Raw genomic sequence first — 24,787 nt, 5'->3', positions numbered from 1 at the left:
AACAAGACGTAGGATTTTAGTCTTAGATTTTACATCTGATGTTTATTTCAGAACTGACGTGTTAGAGACACCAGTTAACACATTATCCATCAGGAAATCGGTGTTCTCTGTTTGCATTTCGACGTGGTGGTCGAGATCAGCCAAGGTGCCACTTGGTGAAGCAAACGTACTGTGTGTCGCTGTTGAGTTGAACTGAACGAAGCTTGCAGTTGCTGACACTGAAGTGTCCAAACTATTAACTTCCTTTAAGCCAAGTTTCTCAGCCAGTGGTTCTGTGCCTGCGAATCGCGCGTTAGCAACGCTATTTGGCACGACTGAATCGCCATCCGTTTCTGTCATAAAGAATGGCGTTGATAGCGTACCTGAAGACATCAAATCACTAGCGTTAGTGAATGGGTCAACGGTATCAAGCGTTGTCTGGGCAGCGTAGATGAACTGAGAGAAGCCAGAACTTAGCTCGGCTAGCTGATCTGCAGTGGCCATCCCTTCAAAGTTTTCATAACAGGTTTTAGTATCTAAATCAGCACATTGTGCGTCAGCATATGACATGTAATCTGCTGAAGCAGAGTAGGCCACGCTATGTTTTATCTGAGGGCCGAATCTCTCAGAACCAAGTAACAAGTTACCAATTTGGCCACCTGAGTTCTGGATAGAAGCCGCACTAAATGAATAGAGCGCATCTGCCGTTGGGCTACCTAGAGAATTATTGGCTGCTGCAACCGCAGATGTACCTACGATGCCACCAAGAGAGTGACCGAGCATTTTAACCTGCGAGCCTGACATTGGGTTGAAGCCCTGAAGAGGACCACTTGCTAAAAGGCCACCTTGTGCGGATACCACCAAGCTAGCACGAAGACCTAAAACATCCAGCACACTTTGACGTAAGTTGTCACGCGCCACCGCTAAGTTCGACAGGTTCAGGTAAGCAAGCGCGTTTGCATTTGCAGAACGTTGTTCATCAAGACTACGTGTGCCATGAATAGGCAAGTCTATCGCAATCACGGCTAACCCAGCTTTCACCATGTTGTAGGCAAATGCATAGGCCGTTTCTTTTGATGACGTGATTCCATGTTGATAAACCACAATGTCTGTTGCGACACCTGATTGCGGCGTGAAGAGAAGAAACTCAACATCTTCAAGAGACTTGACTACAGGTACAGGAGAGTATCGCGTAATAATACGTTCACTGTCTAATTGGCTACCGTCGCTTAGATACAGCGTAGAACCAACCAGCTTAAGCTGTTCCGTAGGATCACTTGCCAACTTCGTCACATCCACAGGGTTCTCTGCAAAAACACCGGTAGAGAGCTGCTGAACCATGTTCGCTTGTTCGTTTGGATCGGCGAGAGCTGCGCTAAGTTTCGCAAGGCTTGGCATTGCAGAAACCATTGGTTGCATGTTCCAATCTGCGCCTTTTTCAAGGTAGTAAGGGAGCTTTACTGAGCCTTGAGTGACATTCACGCTAGCACCTGAAGCGTTGTAGAGGCCTTTTATCGCTGTCTTAGCTGCGTCTAGGTCACTAACGTATTGATTGAAATCCTGATCACTATCCAGAGCAGTTACAAAATCTTCAGTCGTACCAAACGTCATGGTATAAGCGGCATTGAGATCAACTGAGTTGTCATTTGAATCCGCTTTGTAAACGTCATTGAGCGTGTTTGCACCGGTAGAGAATCCCGTTGCCGTCATACCTTTAACTGCGGCAAGTGTTTCGCCGACAGATTGAGTGCTAAACCAAGATGAGTAGACGATATCATCAGAGTTAACGTTTGCTAAGCCCAAAATACCTTCAACTGCCGTTGTCACCGCTTGGACAGAAGCAAGATCGCCAGTTTCGTACACGACCTCCTTACTTTTCGCGGTAGCGTAGCTCGAAGAGGTGCCGATTGGTTCACCATTAACATCGGTGATGTCTTGCGTTACTGCAAAAATATATTCACTTGATTCGTCCAGCGAATCCATAAACTGAATGTAAAGCGAATTGCCATTGGTTTGTACAACGTAATCCGTGCCGAGCGTAAGAACTTCTTCGATCGGATTGCTGGTACCGTCCCAATCTGTCAGGCGCGTATTGATTTTGATGACTTGTACACCCGACGTCACCATACCTGATGAAAAACCATCGCCGTCGAAGTTTAATACGATGGGCATTGAAGTTGACCATCCATCCATCGTGTTCATGGAGGCTTTCGGGTTGGTAAGTGCGTTATCGCCTTCTGTCGGTATCCCTAAAGTACCATCGGTCGAATCCATCAGTAGATAAGATGGAGTTGGAACTGCAGCATTAGCGCCTTGTAGGGTAAATTGTATCGACGTTTGACGTTCAAGTAATGCCTGAACGGCTGATTCAAAACCTACTTGTGCCGATGTGCCTTGACTACCGGATTCGTCACCACAGCCAGCCAGTAGGATCGCAGAACAAAGTAAAGATAATTTAAAAGTATGTTTCATTGGTTTACTCCGTTGAACCTACTAATTGAAGGTGTAATTCATTTGTACTGAACTGATATATGCAGCGCCATCCGCGTCAAACGTGAGTTCTTGACCTGACGCATTAGTTTCGGTGAAAGAGTTGTCGTCAAATTGAACTAGAGCAAAACCGGCATCGAAAGTCAGGTTGTCGCTCCACGCATAAGTTAAACCAGCGCTGTACCAGTAGCGGTCTGTATCTGGAATACTCAATGTTGGCTTACCTGCTTGTTCGTCGTAAGCAACACCCGCTCGGAATGTCCAGTTAGGATTGAGCGTGTAAGTTGCACCTATCGAATAGCGGTTATTGTCATCATATTTTTCCTGTTTATTGAAACACACGCCGCCATTACATTGATCACTGGTCGCACGTAGTTCAGTAAATTTGCTCCAGTTGGTTAACATCCAACTGTAGTGAAACGCCCATTGGTCATTGACTTGATGGAAACCTGATAGCTCAAAAATGGAAGGCAGCTTGATCTTTATACGTCCGTCAACTTTCGCGGCAGTTGCGATGCCAGAGTCGTAGCTACTGAATTCACCATCATCAAAATCTAGTTCGACTTTAGAACGGTAACCGAAACCAAAGCGGTGATTCTCATTAATTTCATAGAGAGCACCTAGGTTCCAACCCCAAGAAAATGTCTCACCTTCCATGCCGATCAGTTTGTCTGAGGTTTGGCTTCCCGGTCCAAACAACGGAGCTAAAGCCCCTTTATGGCGTGTTAACTCCGCTTCTGCATAAACAAGGCTAACACCGCCAGCGATACTAAATGCATCATTAATACGATATGCAAGGTTCGGGTTTATATTAACCGATATCAATGATGTATAACCCGCCAGATCGCCAGCAGAGATGTCTTCTGGGTAGTCCGTCGCAACACCATAGGTTGTAAACATGCCGATGCCCCAAGCGAACTTGTCGTTGATTGGGCTCACATAGTAACCAGCCGGTACCAGGGCTACAGGTGCGATATCTTTTGAGTGTTCGTCATTAAAAGTGTCATAAATATCCACTTCAGGGTCAATGACGCTGATCGCGCCTGAAAATTGAGCTTGTTTAAAAAGCGTCATGGCCGCCGGATTTCGTGCCAGGACACTGGCATTGTCTGCGACAGCGGCTTCGCCTGAAAATGCTCGACCAAGACCAGATGCTGAGTGTTCAACAACTTGAAAGCCCGCTGACTGGGCATTACACGCAAACAATATTGATATTGTCAGCAGAGAGCAGCGCTTTTTGTTCATCCTTGACCCTCCTAGGGTGTCTTTAGCTAGACCGTAGTCCTTTTAATTGTTGTGTGGTGATTAGATTGCTTTTTTGTTATTAAAGTTATTTATAATGTAAATGCAATGTTAAACGCATGTTTAATTAATTGTCAAAGATTGAGGTGGATTTGTTTTTGAAATTTGATATATAGGTCAAATGATGAGAGGTAATATCATGTATTAACTATGTATTTTCTTAGTGAATGGTTAGACCAGAAATATTTCGTAACGCTAATGGGTAAATTGCGTTCAAATAGCTAACATTCGGTTTTTACCCAAGCCATGTAACCTCTGTTAAACTTAGTATTTTCAGGTCACTAGGCTAGAACACGTTGGAATTACTACATATTGAATTTTTAGGTCGACCACTCAGGTTGGAAGGATCAATGGCGGGATGGCAGCAGTTGTATTGGGACAACACATTAGTCTCTCAAATTGATGCCAATGAAAGTGAATCTGAGGAAAGTAAACATCTATTTAAACTCGTTGCAGGTGATGAGGTTTTGCAGTGTGAGCTCGGTTGTACGGTGCAGTGGCAGCCATTCAGTTTGTCTTATCAGGTCACGATGAATGACACGCTAGTGACGAGTGGCTCTCGTAATGAAAAAGACATCGAGCGTCAGACGCCACAAGTTACACCCCCAAGTGAAAAGCGCTTTAGCCTAATTGGTATCGTATCTCTGGGTATGAAAGCACTGAAAAGCGCAAAAGTGATTAAAGTTGCATTAGCTTCCGCTAGTCTGGCCGCATACTCTTGGTTGTTCTCAATCGAGTTTGCTCTCGCGCTGATTGCTTGTTTGATGTTTCACGAGTGGGGACACATTAAAGCGATGAAATACTTTGGTATGAAAACCAAAGGCATTTACCTGATTCCATTTCTGGGTGGGCTCGCACTAAGTGATGACAAAATTAACACCCGCTGGCAGGATATGGTTATCTCCATTATGGGGCCGTTTTTGGGTTTGGTATTGAGTATTATTTTTACCATCCTGTATTGGGTGACTGGCGAAATGATCTTCGCTGGTCTCGCGGTATTTAACGCGCTATTAAACCTATTCAATTTATTGCCAATCTTGCCTTTAGACGGCGGGCATGTTCTCAAAAGCATAACCTTCTCAATGAACACCTGGGTTGGGTTAGCGGGCAGTATAGTGACAGCGATATTTGGTGTTGTACTCAGCTATTCATTTGGATTAGCTTTGCTTGGATTTCTATTAATTATGGGGATGTTAGAAGTGGTGATGGAATGGCGGACACGTCACCATAGCCACTTATTGCCACTAACCCGTTACGGTCAATTATTCTCTTTTGCCTGGTATATCGCATCTGTTGGTGGTTTCGTAGCTATTATTTGGTATTTCGCGAGCCTCGGAGATAGTTTACTCAGTTTACCGATGCAGATTTTAGGAACTTAACCTCTAACGCCGAATGTTAAAAAAGCTCCACAATGGAGCTTTTTTAGTGTTCGCAACAACTTACTTTCTTAATCGCGGTTAGCCACACTTCGGCGCTTTAACGTTGTAATTAGGCAACTTTGTTATTGTCTCTTGTAGTTCTTTAATACGCGTACTGTGCGAAGGGTGAGTGGAGAAAAACTCTGGCGGTTGAGCGCCACCCGATGCTGCACTCATGTTTTTCCACAACGCAATGCTTTGATTTGGATCGAAACCGGCTTTTGCCATGTAATCGAGGCCAACAACATCCGCCTCAGATTCCTGAGTTCTTCCGTATGGTAAAATCACACCGTATTGGACACCAGCACCTAATGCTGCCATCGTCATTTCTTGATATTGCTTATATTCTGAAGCACCAATGGCAATATTTGCCAGCGATAGACCTGCGTTAGCTAGTTGGCTTTGGGATAAACGTTCATTACTGTGGTCTGCCAGAACGTGTGCGACTTCGTGACCAATGACAGTTGCCAACTGAGCCTGGTTTTTCGCGACACCAAGAAGCCCGGTATAGACACCAATCTTTCCGCCAGGCAGGGCAAAGGCGTTGACTTGTTCACTGTCAAACACGACGACTTCCCAATTCTGGAATCCCGTTTGTGGCGGAATGACATCTGTCACGTGTTTAGCCACACACTGCACGTAAGCATTGACCTTTTTGTCTTTGCTAATTGGAATGTCTTTCTTCATTTGGTCGAAAGATTTCGCTCCGAGAGAAGACATCTCTTGATCAGAAAACATCAAAAGCTGATTACGACCAGTAGGAGAGGCACTACAAGCGGTTAAACCTGCAACGGCCAACAGAGCAGAAGCTTTAATCCATACCTTCATATTTGGTTCCACACATTTATTTCTATTTCGTTCAACAGTATATACGTAATTATCGCTGATAAAAGTGCATCTGGCACTTGGAGAATATCTTGAAGTTTAGGCTCGATACCGACTATGCTACCTCATCCCTAATCCATAATTACCAACACTTTAAAAATAAGAGCACAAAATGAGCATTTGGAAAAAGCCAATCAGTGTAGAGATACTTAATGCAACGTCAAAAAATACCATGATGGAGCATTTACAAATTGAATATACCGAATTCACAGAAGACTCCATTAGCGCCACCATGCCCGTGTGCAGTATTACCCATCAACCATTAGGGCTGTTGCATGGAGGCGCTTCTGTTGTACTTGCGGAAACGCTCGGGTCTGTCGCTGCAAACTTCTGTGTGAGCGAAGGGAGCTACTGCGTTGGTTTGGATATCAATGCTAACCATGTCAGAGCGATGCGCAGTGGCTATGTTATAGGTACGGCTAAGCCATTGCATTTGGGTGTGTCAACTCAGGTTTGGCAGATCAATATTACCGACGAGCGTGATCGTTTAGTTTGTACCAGTCGTTTAACTATCGCTGTGAAACAGCAAAAATCGAAGTGAGTATAAGCCAAGATGGTGATTGAATTTTCACTGGGTAAAATCATCGCGACCCAGCGCGAAGTCGTCATTAAATTAAATGGTGCTTCAATGGTCACGCTACAGGCTCAGACCGACGCGATTCAACTTCTCGGCAGAGGGGCTAATGTCGTTTTGTGTCACGGAGCGGAATGTAAATGGTCTATAAAGCTGGATAACGACTCGCAATTAACTGAGCTTTCACATGAAATTGGTTTGGATATTCAATAAATCACCCATCTAAATTTGCACTTTTTCATAAAAATGAGGAAACTTGTCTTATTGACCTCTAAACAAGATTTTCCTCTTTATGAGTAGTCCGCGACTACGTGTTCAGTTTGAAACACTATTTGAAAAATTTTCTGGAAACGATACGGAAGTTCAGCTTGAAGATATTACTGAAACGCTTTTTTGTACGCGTCGTAATGCCCGAATTGTTCTCAATAAACTAGAAGAAGAGGGTTGGATTGAGTGGCATCCTGCTGCTGGCCGAGGAAAACTCTCAAAACTGGTGTTCAAGCGCAGTCGTAGTGATGTTAGTGAGAATCTAGCAAGACGCTACTTAGACGAAGGCAAAATTGGCCAAGCGTTGGAAGCGTTAGACAACGACGCAACCAAACTCACTCAGGTAATTCAAGGCTATTTAGGGCTTCAGCACAGCCAAGGTGAGCAAGTTATCCGTTTGCCGTATTATCGCCCACTGTCCATGCTCAATCCACAAAAGCCAATGCGTCGTTCAGAACAACATATCGCCAGACAAGTTTTTAGTGGCCTGACTCGACTTGATGAAAATGAACAGCTTAAGCCCGACCTGGCTCATACCTGGGAGTCGTTAAGTGATACACACTGGCGTTTTTATTTACGCCGAGGCGTGCGTTTTCATAACGGTGAGCTTCTTACTACGGACTGTGTATTGGAAAGTGTTCGTGCGCTTAGCAGTTTAAATCTCTTTGCTCATATAGCGAAAGTATCATCACCACTGCCTTGGACTGTCGATATTGAGCTAATGCGTCCAGACCGTTATTTGCCACTTGCACTAAGTGAATCTCAAGCCAAAATCCTATTACCTAAGGCGCAGCGTTCAGAGGAGTTTGATAGAAAACCCATAGGAACTGGCCCTTTTCAGGTTAAAGTGAACGATGATAAGCGTCTTATTCTGACCGCGTTCGATGGCTATTTCGGCTTACGGCCTTTACTGGATCAAGTTGAGGTGTGGGTGATAGATGAAGCCTACTCATCCATGGTTTACCCAAGTTTATCCAAACCTCAGATGAACAAGCATGCTTCAACCGATGAGGTGGAGCTGGATCCTGGCTGTACATTTTTGTTACTCAACAAGAATACAGGCATAGCCAAAGATCCAAGATGGGCCGAGCTTTTAAGTCAGGTGTTAAACAGTCACCAGATATACACACATGTACCACAAGATAAAGTCATAGAGCTTGGAGTGTTACAAGCTTTTGGGATCAAACCGGGCTGGATTGATTTAAGACCAACACAAGCGGGTAGTGTGCCTCAGCAGGGGAAAATCATCTCTGTTGCGTATCAAAAGAAACACCCAATGTTTCCTGTTATTGCTAAAGCCATCAAGAGTCTCCTGAAGCCTCATGGTATCGAAGTTGAGTTCATTCGATATGATAGCCAGCCGCCAGAGCCAAACGCAGTAGACATTTGGATTAAAGCGATGGGTATCGCTACGAATCGAGATGATGCGCTCGCTGGTTGGCTGCTGGACTACAGTGACATTGAGACGTTTAGCTCCAGTTATGACTTTGCCGATTGGGCTGCACTTGTTGATCAATGGCGTGCAGGCGTATATCCAGAGTTTCCTGCTCGTGAACTTGGTAGACAGTTAGTCAAAAGTCATCAGGTGGTTCCTATGTTCCATTGCTGGCTGGGCGTGAACAAAGATCATAGCGGCGCATTACAAAACGCGAAATGCAACGCTTTAGGTTGGTTTGATTTTAGTAACGTATGGGTAAAGCCAGATATCCCCAAAGAAGTTATAGATAACGATGGCAAAACCGAATAAAAAACAGCCGACGAAAACCGTCGAGATTTATTGCGCAAAATGTAAAACCCAGCTGTTTAAATACCGTAAAGGTGGTAAAGGCGCGTTGGTGAAATGTTTTAAAGAGCGCATTGTGGAAGACTTCACGCAAACACCTTGTATTTGCCCGGGTTGCCAGCAAGAGTTTGCGAGAGACACACTGGTAAGAGGCACACCAGCATATAAAATGATTGGTGGTAAAGTGACAATGAAGTAGGGAGTGAGTAATGTCCGTAGAGAATGATTACTGTATCGTATTAAGCACCACGGCTAATGAAAAGAACCGAGATCTAATCATTAAAGGTCTGTTAGAAGCAGAATTGGCAGCGTGCATTCAAACGATGCCAATCGAAAGTCATTATGTATGGAAAGGCGAAATTTGCACTGATACCGAATGGCTGTTGGTGATTAAAACTCGGCGTGAATTATACGAACTTGTTGAAGAAAAAATTGAGAACTTGCACGAATATGAAGTCGCCCAGATCGTACAAGTTCCTATTGTTGACGGTTTTAATCCGTATTTAGAGTGGCTTCGCGAGTCGACGCTGAGTCGTCATTAAGATCAAGGCGACGATCGCACCTACCGTGTCACATAGGATGTCTTTCTGGGCATCCCATGTATCGCCCTGTGAGCCCAAAAATGCGATACCCTCATCACCACCAGCGATAGCGGCGTACCACCACTCAATGATTTCATAGCCTGCCGCCAAAGACATAATGGCAAATAAAGCAAACCAACAAGAAAACTTAATATTGATCTTCTTTTTGTAGATCAAATATTCTGCGATCGGGTAGGCGTATAGCCCGATAGAGAAGTGAGCGACACGATCAAAATTGTTTCTTTCTGATCCAATTAAGTTGTTAAACCAGTCAAAAGGGACTTCCGAAAAAGTATATTTTGCGCCAACCGTATGGATACATAACCAAATAAACATTAAGACATAAGCCGTATTACTAAATTGGTAGCGAATAGATAACACCCAAATTGCTATCAGGATACCAATTGCAGGGAAAATCTCCGCAAACCAAACGGCCCGTGAGTTAGGCTCCAATGCTGAAAACAAAAACACGACGGCATAAATAATCGTTAGACCCAACAATGTAGAAGTACTTTTCATAAGTTGATTCGATCCTTCACTTGGTTTTTTACGACAAGTCGAACGAATTGAGAATTGCTCAACCTACCGAGTTAATGATTACATTTAATTGAACGCTGTGCAATTGTTTGTTTTCGCTTAATATTAATAACGATAACTGTTGGATAGTTTACACAGCGCGCAACATTGAAGCATTTGCACGTGCACATTTCATTAAAGTTTGATTTACAACATGCCGGTACATAGAATCCGTGACTCAACTAAATAAAAAAGAAGTAAAGTCATGAAACTGGAAACTGTCGATTACCTTGCTGATAACGCCGCTGAGCAGTTCGTTGCATCTCTACGTGAAACTGGGTTTGGTGTGTTAAAAAACCATCCTATTCCCCAAGAGTTGGTGGAATCAATTTATACTAACTGGCAGGCGTTTTTTAGCTCTGAACAGAAAAATGATTTTCATTTTAACGTTGATACCCAAGATGGTTATTTTCCACCCTCTGTTTCTGAAGTAGCGAAAGGGCACTCAGTAAAAGATATTAAAGAATATTTTCATGTTTACCCTTGGGGTCAGATCCCAGAGCAGCTGAAAGCCGAAATTCTGGAGTATTACCAACGTGCGGATGCTTTTGCTCAAGAACTTTTGGGTTGGGTTGAGCAATACGCCCCTGAAGAAGTTCAGGAGAGATTCTCAATCGCGCTGTCTGAGATGATCAATAACAGCGAAAAAACCTTGCTTCGAGTATTGCATTACCCACCAATGACTGGAGAAGAAGAGCCGGGTGCGATTCGTGCTGCAGCGCATGAAGACATCAACTTACTTACTGTATTGCCAGCTGCAAACGAGCCAGGTCTACAGGTTAAGAGCAGAGAAGGTGAGTGGATCGATGTGCCATGTGATTTCGGTAACTTGATCATTAATATTGGTGACATGCTTCAAGAAGCATCGGGTGGATATTTCCCGTCAACCACGCATCGCGTTATCAACCCAACTGGTGGTCGTCAGGACAAGTCTCGTATTTCATTACCGCTGTTCTTACACCCAAAACCTGATGTTGTGCTTTCAGAACGTTACACTGCACATAGCTACTTGATGGAGCGTTTACGCGAACTTGGCGTAATTTAAAACGAGTTTAATTAAAGAGTACTAAGGCTGGTGGTTTACTGCTATTGGCGTTTTTATTTAGGTAAGGAAAGATGGCAAGACGAAGCGACATGGGTCAATATGCTGATATAGAGAATCCGTTGTTGTGGCCAATATTTGAGCTCCTTAAAGAATATCCTTCAGGCTGGAAAGTACACACATTAGCCAGTCAGTTAAGTGCAAGAGGATGTCTTCACCAGCTTGACTCATCTCAAGATAAAGATTTGTTTAAAAAGAATTTCCTTATCATGAATGCGTTATATCAATTGCAAGAGATACTGCATCCAGAGCATTGGCTAAATGTCCAGGCGATGAATATTACGCTAACGGATACAATAGATTCATCACTCACCGCTATGGATCATACTGATCCATTACGTGGGTATTATTTGGATTGGGATCATTACGACACCAGTGAGGACGAAGTGCGTGGCCTACTCGACGAGTTTTGGCAGTCCTATCAAAAATATATTGGAGGACATTCTGTCACTCATATGGATAGAGCCAAGGCTCTCTCTTTATTTGAGTTAGATAGCGCTGCTACTCGTGCAGATATCAGAAAACAGTGGCGTAAACTGGCTTTTCGTTGTCACCCTGATCGTGAGGGTGGTAACGCTGAACGTTTTAGAGCGTTATGTGAGGCTTGGAACGTACTTAGGTCGGAATAATTGAGGCAGCGAAAAAGCTGCTGCCTCTACTTCTAAACTATTATTGGCTAGCGTGATGGTTTAAACTGCGATTTACGCATACGGTTCAACGCTGCCATCACATCTAATGTGCGAGGTTTCGCTAAATCCCCTTGTTTTGGCAACGATGTATGCCAGTCTGCTGACAACAATTCTTCGATTTCTTTCGCTGGGTTATCACACCAGCCAGGAAGCTGTGCTAACTGGAACCACAACCAACCAATCGTGTTTACTTCGTCTGCGGATTCCAGCTGCTCTAACGCACTCAAATCGGTAAACTCTTTGCCGAAGCGAAGTGAATCTTTGCCTTTGGCATTAATACGGAACTTACCATCAGTAAGGATGTTCATTAATGCTACGCGGTTTAACGCTCGTGGACGGAACGTTTTTAACGCTTGTTCCGATTCGTTGTGACGCTGAGTCGGATGCTGGGCAATAACCTGTTTCGCTTTTTCGGTAACATCAACCGCTTGGTAGTCATGCATCTGAATGACGGTATCAGCCACATCAAGGTAGTCGCCAGAACCGCCCATAACGATAATCGTCGAAACATCGAGCTCGTCTCTAAGTTGCCCGATACGATCGACCAGTGGGGTAATTGGCTCATCGCCTTTCGCCACTAATGCTTGCATGCGCTCATCGCGAATCATAAAGTTCGTTGCTGACGTATCCTCGTCAATAAGCAGGGAAGTTGCTCCCGCTTCTATGGACTCTTGCAGCCAAGCTGCCTGAGACGTTGAACCCGATGCATCTTGGGTCGCAAAGTCTGCAGTATCCTTACCCATTGGCAGATGGTTAATGTAATTCGCCAGATTCAAATGATGGACGCAGCGACCATCTTCAGCGCGAATCTTCATTGATTTATTGTCGGTGACTACATACTCACGACCATCTTCTGGAACGTGATCGTAAATAGATCGTTCAATCGCATTTAATAAGGTTGATTTACCATGGAAACCGCCGCCTACAATCAGAGAGATGCCCTTCGGAATGCCTAAGCCGGTAACATAACCCTTATTTGGCGCATGTAGCGTGACTTGCAGTGATTCTGGCGCTTTAAATTCAACCGCATCTTTCATTGGCAAATCGCAGTTGCCTGCCACACGAGGAAGAATGCTGCCGTTAGCAACAAACGCGACTAGATTATGCGCTTCTAATTGATCTCGAAGCGCTTCTTGATCTTCCACTACCTGGCAGTGCTTCATCAGAGCATCTTTATCTAACTCACGTTCGAGCGTGGCACGTCGAATAAACTTAGGTAAGTGGAAAGTCAGAATGTTGTTGGCCTTTTTACCAAGCACTGAGCGGCCTTCGGCTGGAAGATTTACTCGAAAACGCAGTTCAATACCTTCTTCAGTAAACAGAACGGCAGTATTGTCGAGTACTGTTTGGCCATTTAAAGCGATGGAAACTGAGTTTTCTTGCTTGGCAAAAAGGTCAAAACTGCGAGCGATAAAATCTCGTGCAGCTCGTTGGAAAGCCGCAGATTCATTTCTCAGCCACTCAAGACCGGTTAGAGACCATTCGCGAGTTGCACGCAAGCGAGAAGCAGAAGCATAAGGGTCACCTTGAATGTGGTCGATAAACAAAGTGAAATCAGTAAAGTCATATTGACCTTTGATTTGCTGGTAAGCACGGTAGTTCTGCTTTTCAATTTTCTTAAGCGTGGCAGTTAACTGATCCATGAAAATATTGGCCTTTTTAATAGAAGCGGGCGGCGATTATAGGAATCACCGACAATAGAGTAAAGCAGTATACGGCAATATACAGGTAACAGAGACAGCTAAACTGGAAGATCTATAGCAAATTTATTTAGGTGCAAACTCAGAGGAATGGGAAGGCCTCTCATCGAATGGGTGTTGACTGAGTAAACCTTGCTCAAATTCATTGCAAGGCATCGGCTTGCCGTAAAGAAAACCTTGTGCGATGTCACAGCCTTCTTCAATCAAAAACTTCTCCTGACTTGTTGATTCAACGCCTTCAACGACCACTTGAAGATCTAACTTTTTTGCAATGTGGATAATGGATCGAATAATGGCCCGATCGTTATCCGACTTATCCATTTGCTGGACAAAGCTCTTGTCAATTTTTATGGTATCAAACGGGTACTTCTTCAAATAACTAAAGGAAGCAAATCCGGTGCCGAAGTCATCGAGTGACAATGTCACACCCAACTGATGCAATTTGTTGAGTGTTGTAACCGCAATCGTTTCATCTGCGATTAAAGCACTTTCAGTGACTTCCAATTCGACGAACTGTGCTGGTAGGTGAAATGCTTCTAGTAGGTGCTCAATCTGGTCGGCAAAATTAACGTTTTGTAACTGGATAGGAGAAACATTTACCGCAATTTTAAAGTCATCCGTCAATTCTGACCACTGTTTGGCTTTTGCGACTGCCGTGCGGAGAACAAACAATCCGACTTCAAATATCAAGCCGTTCTGCTCTGCCATTCGGATCAAGGCTTCATTGGATACATCACCTAACACTGGATGACGCCAGCGCAATAAAGCTTCGGCTCCAATCCATTCGTGAGTGTTTGGGTTAACCTTTGGTTGAAAATAAAGCATGAGATCATCATTACGTACGGCTTGTAACAAGTAGCCTTCCAGTTGACTATGGTTGTTTAGATCGTTTGAGTGACTTTCGCTAAAGTATCTGTACGCTTCTCCAGACTCTTTGCATAACAGCATCGCATAGCTGGCATTTTGTAATAGTTGCTTGGCATTGCTATTTTTTTGAGCCCTTACAACACCGATGTAGGTGTGTAAATGCACTTCGGTCCCATTATTGTAAAAATTGCCTACGCTTACATTGGATATTTCTTCAAGCAATTGATTGAGTTTTGTCTCAACATAATCTCCGGAAATTAACAGCACCAAATCATTTGAACTTGGTCTTCCTGAAACAAAACTGGATTCATGCTTAGTTAGGCGAGAGTGAAATTCTTTGAGTATTTCATCAAAGGCTTCGAATCCATATCGTGTTTGTATACTTCTCGCGTTACTAAACCCAATATTGATGATAACGAGAGATTGCTGATCGTCTTCGAGCGCTTGAAGAAATTTTGCCACTATTTCCTCTAACGCAGAGCGGTTTAACAGCCCTGTTCCTTGGTCATGTGTTTTTTGATAGCTCACTTGTTTTTCAGCCGCTTTACGCCGATCAATTTCTTTGGTCAGTGAATAACTAAGTTGAGCAAGGTCTGTGGTCCTGTTTTCTACACGATTCTGTAGTTCATGGTTTAGACGTAATAACTTGTGCTGTTGAAACACTACGGCGAGCTGTGCCTCAATGGAATCTTTGAAAGTGCTCATTAGCTGAAGATATGTTTCACTGAACTGATTAGCTTTGGAGTCGAGCATGCAGAGGGTGCCGAAAACTTCACCATTCGGCCAGAGCAAGGGCAGGCCAGAGTAGGATATCATCCCTAGGTCTATATCGGGGTTGTTGCACCAATCTTTGTCTTCAGGGGCATTGGAGACGACAAGGGCTTGCTGGTTGTTAATCACATATTCGCAATATAGCCCACTGCCATATGATTCTTTGTCTCCGGGCTTATAGGGATTTCCTGGCGTATGACTCGAAATGTTAACTTCAAGGTAATCTTGGTGGGCACGCATTATGAGTGTGGTTGGCACTTCACCAATTTGAGCCAACAGGTTAACTATCTCTTGCCAACTTTTCTGCATTGAATCTGGGATAGTATAGCTTAATGTTTGAATTCTCCCCATACTGTTGTCCTTTACCTTCGAATCACACCCTGTGAATTGAACCTTATTACGGTTTGCGTTTTGATATCACTACTTATACCCATTAATTATAGAGGTGGGTCAGTGCGAAACATAAAAAAGTCCTGAAAATGGCTCAGGACTCTTAATAGTTGCTAGCTGTCTCAAATGTGATACGTGTGAGACGGAGTTTATGGTTTAAGTGACGCTAATTCTTCGCTCGATATGTCTTGGGAATAATCGATGTCTTCAAAGTTGAAACCATTTAGTTTCATGAATTCATCTTTAAAACCTTGATAGTCACCAATTTGCATGAAGTTATCACCGTTCATCTGTTCAACAAGTTGTTTTACTTCTTGTTGTACTTGCGGGTCTAACTCAAAATCGTCGATTCTGATCAATCTTTCTCCATCTACAGGGACGGGTGAGTGACTAAATAGTTTGGTGGTGAACAAGCGTTGCATCTGCTCAATGCACCTCTCGTGCGTGCCTTTTTCTTTCATCACACGATAAAGTGCGAGCAGATAAGGCGACATTGCCGGTATGAAAACACTTGCTTTTGTTACCAGTGCTTTGCAGACGGAAGCATAAGCGCCGCCACCAAAGTTAGCCAGCTTCAGGTTTAAAGCATGGCTGGTCTGGTGCAGATCGACTTTCGCACGACCTAATGTCCCATCTAAATAAATAGGATGTGTCAGTTCTGGCCCCATGTAGGAGAAAGCAATAGTCTGGCAGCCCTCAGCAAGGGATTCTGCATTGATCAACGCGTCAATCCAGCTTTCCCAGTCTTCGCCGCCCATCACCTTGATGGTTGCTTCTGCTTCTTGCTCTGTTGCTGGTTGCAGAGTGGTCTCAACCCACTGATCATTCTCCAGCATGATGGAAGCGCCGGTGACTGGAACACCAATCGGCTTAATGACACTACGCCATAGCTCGTCACTGTTTGGATTTGGACGAACGCCAGTCGCCAAACTGTAAATCACCAAGTCTACTTCGCCTTCGAAATAGGTTTCTATAGCTTCAATGACTTCGTTGCGCACAGAGTCTGAAAATGCATCGCCTATAATATTGATCGCTGTCCGGCCTGCATCGTTTGCCTCTTGTTTGAAAAAGACATTGTTATACCAGCCTGCGCTACCTACGCCTTTCTCTGATGGACCGTGTTCAAACGAGACGCCAATGGTATCGGCTTCTGCACCACCAAAAGTAAGGGCAATGCGAGCGGCAAGCCCGAAACCAGAAGAGGCACCAATAATCAAAACCCGTTTAGGTCCGTTTTTAATTTGCGGTGCTTGTTTTACGTAATCTATTTGCTCTTTTATTGATGCATGGCACCCGTATGGATGTGCAGAACGAGCAACAACACCTTGAATTAAAGGTTCTATTCGCATGTTGTTATCTAACCTCGATGAATGAAATCGTGTTCAGAATAACCTAAAGTTAGATAACACTTATTGAGCTAGACCATTAAAACTATAAGTGTTTAATCAATTCTTGAGCAACGAAATCAGCGATCCATGGCTGTGCTTCTGGTTTAGGGTGAAGACCGTCATTCATCATCCAGTCTGGCTTTGTAACCAGGTGCTCTAGAAAGAATGGCATTAATTGCACTTGTTGATGTTCTGCTAATTTTGGATATATATCGTAAAACATGTCGCTGTAACGTTTGCCGTAATTCGGCGGAACACGGATTTGCATCATGACGACTTCCGCTCCAAAATCTTTGATCATAGTAATCATTTTAGAAAGATTTGACGTAATAAGATTAGGGGGGAAACCGCGAAGGCCATCATTGGCCCCCAGTTCAATTAGAACGATAGAGGGTGAATGTTGTTCCAGAAGTTGCGGCAAGCGAGCCAGGCCATTACCTGTAGTGTCGCCAGAGATACTGCCATTAATAACTGTTACATTTTGGCCATGTTCTAACAAAACGTCAGGGAGTAAGCTAGGCCAACTTTTCTCAATCGGCATATTGTAACCAGCACTAAGGCTGTCACCCAAAACAAGCAGTTTTTCGTTCGCGAAGGCCGTAACGGAAAAACAGAAAAAGAGAACTAAGGAAAGTAATCGAATCATGCAAACACCTGTACTCAAAGCACCTATTGTTCAAGCGAATTTAGTTTCTAAACAAGTCTCTACTAATCACGAACGATTAACAATCCTTAAAAATGTAAATATTGACATCAGGAAAGGCGAAAAAATAGCGATCGTCGGAACTTCAGGTGCAGGTAAATCAACGTTAATGACATTATTAGCAGGCCTGGATACGCCAACGTCTGGAGAAATCACCTTACTGGGTAACGAACTTTCCAAGTTAGACGATGAAGCACGAGCAAAGATTCGGGCAGATTCACTAGGCTTTGTTTTTCAGAGTTTCTTGTTGATTCCAAGCCTGACTGCTTTACGCAACGTTACTCTGCCATGTTTATTGCGCGGTGATGTAGAAGATGAAGCCAGAGCGTCAGAACTACTTAAAGCGGTTGGATTAGAAAAACGTCTTGACCATTTGCCAAGTCAGCTTTCTGGCGGTGAACAGCAGCGAGTAGCCCTTGCTCGAGCTTTTATGACACAGCCGGAACTTCTCTTTGCCGATGAACCAACGGGCAACTTAGATCACCAGACGGCAGACAAAGTGATTGAGCTGCTATTTGATCTCAACGAACAGCATGGCACTACACTTATTTTGGTTACGCACGATAGTCATTTAGCCGATCGATGTGATCGTATTTATCGCATGGAGGCGGGTGAGCTTAAGGAGGCAGTGTAATGTCTGCAGTATCTTCAAGTGACCAGAGCTCGACAGAACAGGGCGCAACACAGAAACACTCTTCAACCAAAAGCTTAATTCGTTGGAGTTTAGGAGAAATAAAGCAAGGTAGCCTTTGGCCAATAAGCGTGGCGCTTGTTCTCGTTATAGCCAGTATATTTGCTCTTTCTGCTCTAGCGTCAAGGATGGAGCAGGTTATTGTAAAACAGGGGAAAGATGCGTTAACCGCAGATGCGGTATTTGTATCTGCTAATCCTTTAACAGAATCGATTCTAAGCTCGACTGAAACGCTCGAAACGTCACAAATGACGCGATTTCCAACTATGGCTTTTAGTGATAAAGGCATGCAATTGATATCCGTACGAGCGGTCGATGAACAATACCCATTAATGGGTGACTTAGTTCTAGATAACAACCCTTCTGGACGTTTAAAAGCGGGAGAGCTCTGGCTTGATGAACGTATCATGGCACAGCTGGATGTCGAAAAAGGTGACAATGTCACCATTGGAGATGCGGACTTTACTGTTTCTGGCGCTGTTTTGATGGAACCTGGTTTAAGTTTCAACCCCTTTCAGCAAATGCCTTCCGCGTACATCCATCAAAGTGATGTTGTGAAAACGGGGGCGATACAAGTCGGTAGTCGAGTGCAATACCGTCTGTTTATCAAAGCGGACAACAAAACACTAAAGGAACTACAGGATACCACCGAATTATCACCGAGTGATCGATGGCGAACGCAGGACAGTTCCAGTCGTAGTAACGAAATATTTGAAAGAACAACGCAGTATTTATCACTCACTGTCGCGATTGTGATCATCATGGCATCCACCACATTGGTTCTGACCTGCCAGAATTATGTGAATAGCCGCACTCAAACTATCGCTATGTTAAAGAGTCTTGGCGCTAGTCGACGTTGGATCGAAAAGTGGCTAATCATTCAAGTGGCGATTTTGCTCATCAGTGCGAGTTTGGTTGGGTTGATATTGGGAAGTGGCCTCGAGTACTTGTTACGAATTCCATTGAAAGACTTGCTACCTGAACCACTGCCTAGTTACGGCGTCACTCCATTTTTGGTTGCTTTCGTCTCTGCGGTGTTGATCACCGTACCTGCACTGGGGATTCCGTTGCTAGGACTCATTAGAACGCCCGCTTTAGAGGTGCTTCAGCAAGGTAAAGCACAACGTTCCTGGAAAACCATGTTGCTAGTTTTAGTACCGGTTATCCCTTTATTAGCGTTATACGCAAACAATACACTGGTGTGGATTGTTCTGATTGGAATTGCGGCGCTGTTTGTTGTTCTGGCATTAGTCAGTGTCTCGCTGACCAAGTTGTTTGCAAGACTTTCGACACAACCAGCAATGAAACTGGCGCTGAGCCGAATCAACCGAACCCCAGTCACCAGTGGATTGCAATTCGGTGCTCTGGCTTTATCGCTCATGCTGTTATCCATTATCTGGTTGGTTCGTAGCGATATTTTGGCGGATTGGGAAAGGACGCTACCAGCCGATGCCCCCAATGTTTTTGCTTTAAATATTGCTGAATATGAACTTCCTGCCTATCTGGAAACATTGGATAATAGTGGCGTTACCCGGTCACAGGCTTTTCCTATTATTCGAGGACGTTTAGCCGAAATTAACGGTCAAAACGTAAAAGAGATTGAGTATGAGGGAGAAGAGTCTGATGCGATCCGGCGAGAACTCAATCTTACTTGGGGAGATAACTTGCCCGAATATAATGAAGTACTTGCAGGGAAGTGGACAAATAAGGCGAGTGTTTCAGTCGAAGCTGAAGTGGCAAATGAGCTTGGTCTTGAGTTAGGTGACAAATTACGCTTTGTTATCAACAGCCAAAACTTTGATGTAACCGTGGACACGATACGACATGTAGAATGGAGAGATATGAAGCCTAACTTCTATTTCATATTCTCTTCCGATGTGATGGAAAGTTTGCCTGGCTCATATCTCATCAGTTATCGAATTACTGAAGACAACCAAGCGCTACTAACATCAATGTCTCGTTCGCACCCGACGGTATCTGTTTTGGATATCCGTACGATGGGGGAAAAAATTCAAGCATTGATCGAACAAATCGTTTCTGCAATTACCATTCTCGCTTTACTGGGCGTAGTGGCGGGTTTACTACTGATTTTCACCTTGCTGCGTTTGAGTTTATCACAGCGGCAGCAGGAAATTCGTTTGTATCGAACGTTAGGATCGAGCAAAAAACGCATCAGTACGACGTTGTGGGCTGAGTATGGGATCATGGCGTTAATCGCGAGTAGTGTGGCTGTCTTTGCCGCGGAACTTTGTGTTGCTGCAGTGATGACGTATGGGCTTGAACTCAATGCCCAGATACACCCAGAACTGTGGATAGCTTTACCGCTGGCAACCTTCGTGACGTTAGCATTGGTAGTCATGAGTTTACTGAAAAGATTGCTAACACCAATAAACACTTAGTTGCTCAAGCACTAATACAGTGATAACTCATCCATTACACTTTTATTGTAGTTATCCACAAAAACAGTGGATAACTTTTGGGATAACTGAAGAGTACAAAAAGTAAGGTATTTCGGCAGGCTTTACGCCGTGGGTGTTGTGGTAAATATCTTATTCACATCTAGCTAAAAATTGCTTTTACAAAGAACGCAGTCAAGCATTTTTTCGCACTTTTTTCCTTTTTAAAAACGGGTTTTGAGTACTATGCAAACCCATGAACTTTTTGTGATTTTAATCATGCTCAAAGACGAGTAGAATTAACCACTAGTAAAGAATTTCCCTTATAAAATATTCAGTGAAGCAATGAAGTCTGAGTTTCCAAGTTATAAAGAAAAACACATCGTTGTTGTTGGTGGCGGAGTCGCCGGATCTACAGCCGCCATTCATTTTGCAGAGCTAGGGTTTAAAGTATCCGTGATTGAAAAGGGTGCGTCCTTAGTGAATGGACCACCTATCTGTCATCTGCACGCAGGTGGCAACTTGTATCGAGAGATCTCTGAGCAACAGTGTCTAGACTTGCTTTCTCAATCGATTGATACGGTTCGGCTATATCCACTCTCACTGAATATTCGCCCAACCATTATTGCAGTACCACATTCTGATGGTGGCGACCCATCGACTCTTATCCCGCGTCTTGAGGTGATCAAAAGCGCTTATCGAACATTAGTGGATACGGATGAGTCCAATAGGGTACTTGGCGAGCCAGATGAATACTACAAATTGTATTCAAAACAAGACTTAATTGAACTTTCTAAGCGTATTCAACCAGCTAAGCCAGTTAGCTTCGATGACTGGACTATCCCATTCGCTCAACACGCAGATTTAGAGGCGTTAAAATATCCGGTTGTCTCTGTCCAGGAATATGGTTGGAGTGTGTTCAGGCTGGCTGCAATTGCATCTCTTACCTTAGAGCAATTACCTAATGCTGATGTTCTCACACAAGCTGAACTTAAACGAGCTGAGTGGGCGGGCGATCACTGGCAATTGAACTATCAGCAAAATGGGTCGGATTATGAGTTAACTTGTGACTATCTGGTGAATGCTTGTGGTTTTGAAACCGGTTCTGTTGATAATGCTGTTGGAGCGAAACGTGACCGATTAGTTGAGTTTAAAGCCGCTTATATCACTCAGTGGCAAGCGTGTGATCAGCAATGGCCAGAGGTCATTTTTCATGGCCCTCGCGGTACTGACAAAGGAATGGCACAGCTGACGCCATATGGCAATGGTTATTTCCAACTGCACGGGATGACAAAAGGCATTACCTTGTTTGATGATGGCTTGGTCGCGAGTACAAGTACTTCAGCTCAACCTGAACTTCCAAATCTTCTCCTGTCTAAAATTCGTCAGGGCTGGCAAGAAAAGGCGTTAGAGGCGAGAACCAACAGCGCAATTCAACATATGGCGCAGTTTATCCCGGCATATCACTCAGCGGTTAAGGGCGGTAAAGCGTTATTTGGAGCTCAGCAGATCCCGGGAATGGACCCGGTATTAAGGGCGGCGGATGTGACTTTTGAACAAAATAACTACGCACGTATTGAAATTGTAAAAGCCTCTTCGACCTTGCTAGCGGCACAAAAGATACTACAGCATTGGTTTGATATTGAACCGCAACAAGATGTCGAGTTACAACACCCAGTCGCGATACATTGGAGTGAACAAGATGTCGAGCAGTATGCAATACAACTGACGCAGGAGCGAGGTTATCCCAAGTCGCTGGCTGAACGTTACGGTATGTAGCTATTTTTGTTTAGTGCTTATCACTTTTTCCTTGCTTATCATTAGACTAGGGCTTAGTAACCGAAAAACTGAGCCCATTGACACCACAAGTCCTGCAATTCCAATCGATCACCTTTGACAAAGCTGACCTTTTGACCTGGTTTTGCTTGTGCGAGTCTGGGTAGGTCTATTCTTGCGACACATCCTAGCTTGGGGTAGCCACCGATTGTTTGATGATCGTTCAACAGGACAATCGGGTTGCCATCGTTGGGAACCTGTATTGAGCCAAGTGCGATGCCTTCAGAGAGTATTCCATCAAAAGGAGGGGAAATCGTATTACCCTGAAGTCGGTAACCCATGCGATTAGAGTCTGGTGAGATGGTAAACTCACTTGAGTAAAACGTATTTAAAGCCTCATTATCAAAGTCATCGTTTTGGTAGCTTTCTATTACACGTAACTTAACGGGTAAGTTGTAATCGGGCTTAAATCGGAAGGTCATTTGTTTTGGTTTATGTCGGGGTAATCGATGTGAGGTAAAGGACAATACATCTCCCACTTTTAAAGCACTACCTTGACCGTCCAGTCCACCCAGTGACTCTCTACTCACCGTTGATGAGCTACCAAGATGTTCAGCAATATTGAACCCGCCTTTCACCGCCAAATAAGCGCGCAATCCATTTTTAGGCATACCAAAACGCAGTTTTTGTCCCGTCTTCAGTATAAAGTCAGACCAATTCGAAATGGGTACACCATCAACTTTCGCGTTTAAGTCGCCACCACAGATAGCGAGATGGCAGTTGTGTAACGCAACAAACGTCGCATTGCCTAAAGTGATTTCGACTGCTGAACAATTCACCGGGTTTCCGAGTAGGTAGTTTGCCCAGCTATATGCGTAATCATCGACAGGACCACCTTGGGTAATACCGATATGTGCTAAACCAAAACGACCAAAGTCTTGAATCAGTGACAGAGGTCCAGGTTTTTCTACCAACAATCCAGCGTCACTCATAAAACCCCTCCTAACTCGATAAACTCTTGTTTAGTAATGGAAGTAAACGTCACCCTGTCACCAACATCAAACGGAATAAAAGGAGGAGTATCAGAAAATAAAACAATCGGGCTTCGACCAATAATATTCCACCCGCCTGGGCTATCCGCTGGATAAACGGCAGTTTTACTGTCTGCGATACCGACGCTACCAGCAGGAACGTGAGTTCTTGGGGTGGTAAGTCTTGGCATGATGAGCTTGTCACAAACATCCGAAAGAAATGCAAAGCCTGGTGCAAATCCGATCGCTGAAACACTGTAGTCCGTTTGAGTATGCAAATGGATTACATCTTGCAAAGACAACCCACAATCGTTAAATCGAGCTAAATCCAATGCGGTTTCTTCTGAGTAATAAACGGGGATCGAAATATCGTTTGGCTGCCGACGGTCATACACGGCAGGGTCGAACTGACTAATAACTTGGTTTACGTTTTCAATCAGTGTGCTTTCACCGACTCTAAAGGGCAGGTAGTCAATTAAGATGGTTCGATAGGAAGGAACAACATTCATGATAACACTCGCCAGTTGTTCCCTTATTTGGCGTGTGAGTTCTCCAATATAATCCTCAAGAATGCTATCCTCGAATTTGATAAGGATACTGCACTCTGAGACAGTCGAAATACTAAATGTTTCCTGTTGCATTAACTCCCTCCCGCATACAGGCTTTGACGAATTTTCTTTATCAAAGCAATGGATTCTTCGTTATCCCCATGCACACAAATGGTATCTGCTTCGAGAAGAATGTAATTACCCGATGCGGTTTTTACACGGCCAGACTCTCCCAGCATACGAACTTGTTCCAAAATTGCGTGTTCAGTTTTTAACACCGCATTTGGCTGAGTTCTTGGCGTGAGCATACCATCATCTTGATACAACCTATCTGCAAACGCTTCGAAGAGCAGAGGTACATCAAAATCGTCGGCAATTTCTAAATATTTTTCGTTCTCTTGTGAAGCGAGAATCATCAACGGGACTTTGAAAAGGGCTGCAGCTTTCACAACGGCTCGAAAGATCCCATCGTTCTTCATCATGTCGTTATACAACGCGCCATGGGGTTTGATATAGCCAATATCAGCATGCTGGGCTCGACAAAGTGCTTGCAACGCTCCAACCTGATAAACAACCATGTTAGTAATCTCATCGCCAGTCATACTCAATGAACGTCGGCCAAAACCCTGTATATCCGGATAGCCGGGGTGGGCGCCAATTTCCACATCATTCATATTGGCGAGAGTGATTGTTTCATGCATCACGTTTGGATCGGAGGCGTGAAATCCACAAGCGATATTGGCCATATCTACATGAGGCATCACTTCTTCGTCAGCCCCCATTTTCCAAGAGCCAAAGCTTTCGCCCATATCGCAATTTAATGTAACTTGTTGTTTATTCAATGTCATAGGTTCAATTTACCCAAGCAATCCACTGACGA

22 protein-coding genes are annotated in these 24,787 nt (G+C 44.1%); 11 read left to right on the top strand and 11 right to left on the bottom strand.

The annotated features are described in order from the left end of the window. Nucleotides 1-42: 42 nt before the first annotated feature. Nucleotides 43-2,451, bottom strand: coding sequence for a VolA/Pla-1 family phospholipase (locus OO774_RS22485; protein WP_264906893.1), 2,409 nt, complete (start codon nt 2,449-2,451; stop codon nt 43-45). Between the two features lie 21 nt (nt 2,452-2,472). Continuing rightward, nucleotides 2,473-3,714 carry an outer membrane protein transport protein gene (locus OO774_RS22480; protein ID WP_264906891.1) on the bottom strand — a complete coding sequence of 414 codons (1,242 nt, stop codon included), beginning with the start codon at nt 3,712-3,714 and terminating at the stop codon, nt 2,473-2,475. A gap of 407 nt (nt 3,715-4,121) precedes the next feature. Between OO774_RS22480 and OO774_RS22475 the strand changes: the two genes are divergently transcribed. Continuing rightward, nucleotides 4,122-5,150, top strand: coding sequence for a site-2 protease family protein (locus OO774_RS22475; protein WP_264906889.1), 1,029 nt, complete (start codon nt 4,122-4,124; stop codon nt 5,148-5,150). A 78-nt stretch (nt 5,151-5,228) separates the two neighbouring features. Here OO774_RS22475 and OO774_RS22470 read toward each other — a convergent pair whose 3' ends face one another. Beyond that, nucleotides 5,229-6,017 (bottom strand): M48 family metallopeptidase, encoded by a 789-nt coding sequence (locus OO774_RS22470; RefSeq protein ID WP_264906886.1) that lies wholly within the window; start codon nt 6,015-6,017, stop codon nt 5,229-5,231. Between the two features lie 169 nt (nt 6,018-6,186). Between OO774_RS22470 and OO774_RS22465 the strand changes: the two genes are divergently transcribed. From OO774_RS22465 to cutA, 5 genes are all read left to right on the top strand, one after another. Beyond that, the gene (locus tag OO774_RS22465) at nt 6,187-6,615 is read left to right on the top strand and encodes a hotdog fold thioesterase (protein WP_264906885.1); all 429 of its coding nucleotides are present in this window, start codon (nt 6,187-6,189) and stop codon (nt 6,613-6,615) included. Nucleotides 6,616-6,627: 12 nt separating this feature from the next. Next, nucleotides 6,628-6,861, top strand: a complete 234-nt coding sequence (locus tag OO774_RS22460; RefSeq protein ID WP_264906883.1) for a DUF3389 domain-containing protein — start codon at nt 6,628-6,630, stop codon at nt 6,859-6,861. Between the two features lie 79 nt (nt 6,862-6,940). After that, a complete protein-coding gene (locus OO774_RS22455) occupies nt 6,941-8,662 on the top strand; it encodes an SgrR family transcriptional regulator (protein WP_264906882.1) in 1,722 nt (573 codons plus the stop codon). Further along, a complete protein-coding gene (locus OO774_RS22450) occupies nt 8,646-8,897 on the top strand; it encodes a hypothetical protein (RefSeq protein ID WP_264906880.1) in 252 nt (83 codons plus the stop codon). Before OO774_RS22455 ends, OO774_RS22450 begins: the two co-directional genes overlap by 17 nt. A 10-nt stretch (nt 8,898-8,907) precedes the next feature. After that, the gene (gene cutA, locus OO774_RS22445) at nt 8,908-9,240 is read left to right on the top strand and encodes a divalent-cation tolerance protein CutA (RefSeq protein WP_264906879.1); all 333 of its coding nucleotides are present in this window, start codon (nt 8,908-8,910) and stop codon (nt 9,238-9,240) included. Here the strand turns inward: cutA and OO774_RS22440 are convergent. Continuing rightward, the gene (locus OO774_RS22440; protein WP_264906878.1) at nt 9,202-9,798 is read right to left on the bottom strand and encodes a DUF2238 domain-containing protein; all 597 of its coding nucleotides are present in this window, start codon (nt 9,796-9,798) and stop codon (nt 9,202-9,204) included. The two genes, cutA and OO774_RS22440, sit on opposite strands and share 39 nt — an antisense overlap. A 262-nt stretch (nt 9,799-10,060) precedes the next feature. On the opposite strand from OO774_RS22440, the gene OO774_RS22435 reads away from it, so the two are divergent. Together OO774_RS22435 and OO774_RS22430 are read left to right on the top strand one after the other, a co-directional pair. Next, nucleotides 10,061-10,900 (top strand): 2OG-Fe(II) oxygenase family protein, encoded by an 840-nt coding sequence (locus OO774_RS22435; RefSeq protein WP_264906876.1) that lies wholly within the window; start codon nt 10,061-10,063, stop codon nt 10,898-10,900. Nucleotides 10,901-10,971: 71 nt separating this feature from the next. Further along, nucleotides 10,972-11,586 (top strand): DNA-J related domain-containing protein, encoded by a 615-nt coding sequence (locus OO774_RS22430; RefSeq protein ID WP_264906875.1) that lies wholly within the window; start codon nt 10,972-10,974, stop codon nt 11,584-11,586. Nucleotides 11,587-11,633: 47 nt separating this feature from the next. On the opposite strand, the gene OO774_RS22425 is transcribed toward OO774_RS22430, so the two are convergent. The 4 genes from OO774_RS22425 to OO774_RS22410 all read right to left on the bottom strand — a co-directional run bounded on the left by OO774_RS22425 (nt 11,634) and on the right by OO774_RS22410 (nt 17,408). After that, entirely contained in the window at nt 11,634-13,289 is a 1,656-nt protein-coding gene (locus OO774_RS22425; protein ID WP_264906873.1) for an ABC-ATPase domain-containing protein, read from the bottom strand. A gap of 123 nt (nt 13,290-13,412) precedes the next feature. Beyond that, entirely contained in the window at nt 13,413-15,335 is a 1,923-nt protein-coding gene (locus OO774_RS22420; protein ID WP_264906872.1) for a sensor domain-containing phosphodiesterase, read from the bottom strand. 188 nt (nt 15,336-15,523) lie between these two features. Next, nucleotides 15,524-16,723 carry an enoyl-ACP reductase FabV gene (fabV, locus tag OO774_RS22415; RefSeq protein ID WP_264906870.1) on the bottom strand — a complete coding sequence of 400 codons (1,200 nt, stop codon included), beginning with the start codon at nt 16,721-16,723 and terminating at the stop codon, nt 15,524-15,526. Between the two features lie 82 nt (nt 16,724-16,805). Then, the gene (locus tag OO774_RS22410; protein ID WP_264906868.1) at nt 16,806-17,408 is read right to left on the bottom strand and encodes an arylesterase; all 603 of its coding nucleotides are present in this window, start codon (nt 17,406-17,408) and stop codon (nt 16,806-16,808) included. On the opposite strand from OO774_RS22410, the gene OO774_RS22405 reads away from it, so the two are divergent. From OO774_RS22405 to OO774_RS22395, 3 genes are all read left to right on the top strand, one after another. After that, nucleotides 17,407-18,099 (top strand): ABC transporter ATP-binding protein, encoded by a 693-nt coding sequence (locus OO774_RS22405; RefSeq protein ID WP_264906866.1) that lies wholly within the window; start codon nt 17,407-17,409, stop codon nt 18,097-18,099. The genes OO774_RS22410 and OO774_RS22405 overlap by 2 nt on opposite strands. Further along, on the top strand, nt 18,099-20,555 hold the full coding sequence (locus OO774_RS22400) for an FtsX-like permease family protein (RefSeq protein ID WP_264906865.1): 2,457 nt from the start codon (nt 18,099-18,101) through the stop codon (nt 20,553-20,555). The genes OO774_RS22405 and OO774_RS22400 overlap by 1 nt, the downstream gene beginning before the upstream one ends. 342 nt (nt 20,556-20,897) lie before the next feature. Then, on the top strand, nt 20,898-22,331 hold the full coding sequence (locus tag OO774_RS22395) for an FAD-dependent oxidoreductase (RefSeq protein ID WP_264906863.1): 1,434 nt from the start codon (nt 20,898-20,900) through the stop codon (nt 22,329-22,331). Between the two features lie 53 nt (nt 22,332-22,384). Here the strand turns inward: OO774_RS22395 and OO774_RS22390 are convergent, their stop codons facing one another. Genes OO774_RS22390 through OO774_RS22380 form a run of 3 tightly spaced genes read right to left on the bottom strand, consistent with a single transcriptional unit; the run spans nt 22,385 to nt 24,755 of the window. Next, nucleotides 22,385-23,320, bottom strand: a complete 936-nt coding sequence (locus tag OO774_RS22390) for a biotin-dependent carboxyltransferase family protein (RefSeq protein ID WP_264906862.1) — start codon at nt 23,318-23,320, stop codon at nt 22,385-22,387. After that, a complete protein-coding gene (locus OO774_RS22385; protein ID WP_264906860.1) occupies nt 23,317-24,000 on the bottom strand; it encodes an allophanate hydrolase subunit 1 in 684 nt (227 codons plus the stop codon). Before OO774_RS22385 ends, OO774_RS22390 begins: the two co-directional genes overlap by 4 nt. Further along, nucleotides 24,000-24,755 (bottom strand): 5-oxoprolinase subunit PxpA, encoded by a 756-nt coding sequence (locus OO774_RS22380; protein WP_264906858.1) that lies wholly within the window; start codon nt 24,753-24,755, stop codon nt 24,000-24,002. Before OO774_RS22380 ends, OO774_RS22385 begins: the two co-directional genes overlap by 1 nt. Nucleotides 24,756-24,787: the final 32 nt, after the last annotated feature.

The sequence above is a fragment of the Vibrio sp. STUT-A11 genome, assembly GCF_026000435.1.
GTDB lineage: Bacteria > Pseudomonadota > Gammaproteobacteria > Enterobacterales > Vibrionaceae > Vibrio.
This window is presented reverse-complemented; position numbering and strand designations above follow the sequence as displayed.

Coding starts and splice junctions, on each gene's coding strand:
- OO774_RS22485 (WP_264906893.1), bottom strand. CDS start 2,451: ATGAAACATACTTTTAAATTATCTTTACTTTGTTCTGCGATCCTACTG.
- OO774_RS22410 (WP_264906868.1), bottom strand. CDS start 17,408: ATGATTCGATTACTTTCCTTAGTTCTCTTTTTCTGTTTTTCCGTTACG.
- cutA (WP_264906879.1), top strand. CDS start 8,908: ATGTCCGTAGAGAATGATTACTGTATCGTATTAAGCACCACGGCTAAT.
- OO774_RS22440 (WP_264906878.1), bottom strand. CDS start 9,798: ATGAAAAGTACTTCTACATTGTTGGGTCTAACGATTATTTATGCCGTC.
- OO774_RS22450 (WP_264906880.1), top strand. CDS start 8,646: ATGGCAAAACCGAATAAAAAACAGCCGACGAAAACCGTCGAGATTTAT.
- OO774_RS22455 (WP_264906882.1), top strand. CDS start 6,941: ATGAGTAGTCCGCGACTACGTGTTCAGTTTGAAACACTATTTGAAAAA.
- OO774_RS22390 (WP_264906862.1), bottom strand. CDS start 23,320: ATGAGTGACGCTGGATTGTTGGTAGAAAAACCTGGACCTCTGTCACTG.
- OO774_RS22430 (WP_264906875.1), top strand. CDS start 10,972: ATGGCAAGACGAAGCGACATGGGTCAATATGCTGATATAGAGAATCCG.
- OO774_RS22395 (WP_264906863.1), top strand. CDS start 20,898: ATGAAGTCTGAGTTTCCAAGTTATAAAGAAAAACACATCGTTGTTGTT.
- OO774_RS22385 (WP_264906860.1), bottom strand. CDS start 24,000: ATGCAACAGGAAACATTTAGTATTTCGACTGTCTCAGAGTGCAGTATC.
- OO774_RS22435 (WP_264906876.1), top strand. CDS start 10,061: ATGAAACTGGAAACTGTCGATTACCTTGCTGATAACGCCGCTGAGCAG.
- OO774_RS22380 (WP_264906858.1), bottom strand. CDS start 24,755: ATGACATTGAATAAACAACAAGTTACATTAAATTGCGATATGGGCGAA.
- OO774_RS22400 (WP_264906865.1), top strand. CDS start 18,099: ATGTCTGCAGTATCTTCAAGTGACCAGAGCTCGACAGAACAGGGCGCA.
- OO774_RS22420 (WP_264906872.1), bottom strand. CDS start 15,335: ATGGGGAGAATTCAAACATTAAGCTATACTATCCCAGATTCAATGCAG.
- OO774_RS22475 (WP_264906889.1), top strand. CDS start 4,122: ATGGCGGGATGGCAGCAGTTGTATTGGGACAACACATTAGTCTCTCAA.
- OO774_RS22470 (WP_264906886.1), bottom strand. CDS start 6,017: ATGAAGGTATGGATTAAAGCTTCTGCTCTGTTGGCCGTTGCAGGTTTA.
- OO774_RS22460 (WP_264906883.1), top strand. CDS start 6,628: ATGGTGATTGAATTTTCACTGGGTAAAATCATCGCGACCCAGCGCGAA.
- OO774_RS22405 (WP_264906866.1), top strand. CDS start 17,407: ATGCAAACACCTGTACTCAAAGCACCTATTGTTCAAGCGAATTTAGTT.
- fabV (WP_264906870.1), bottom strand. CDS start 16,723: ATGCGAATAGAACCTTTAATTCAAGGTGTTGTTGCTCGTTCTGCACAT.
- OO774_RS22425 (WP_264906873.1), bottom strand. CDS start 13,289: ATGGATCAGTTAACTGCCACGCTTAAGAAAATTGAAAAGCAGAACTAC.
- OO774_RS22480 (WP_264906891.1), bottom strand. CDS start 3,714: ATGAACAAAAAGCGCTGCTCTCTGCTGACAATATCAATATTGTTTGCG.
- OO774_RS22465 (WP_264906885.1), top strand. CDS start 6,187: ATGAGCATTTGGAAAAAGCCAATCAGTGTAGAGATACTTAATGCAACG.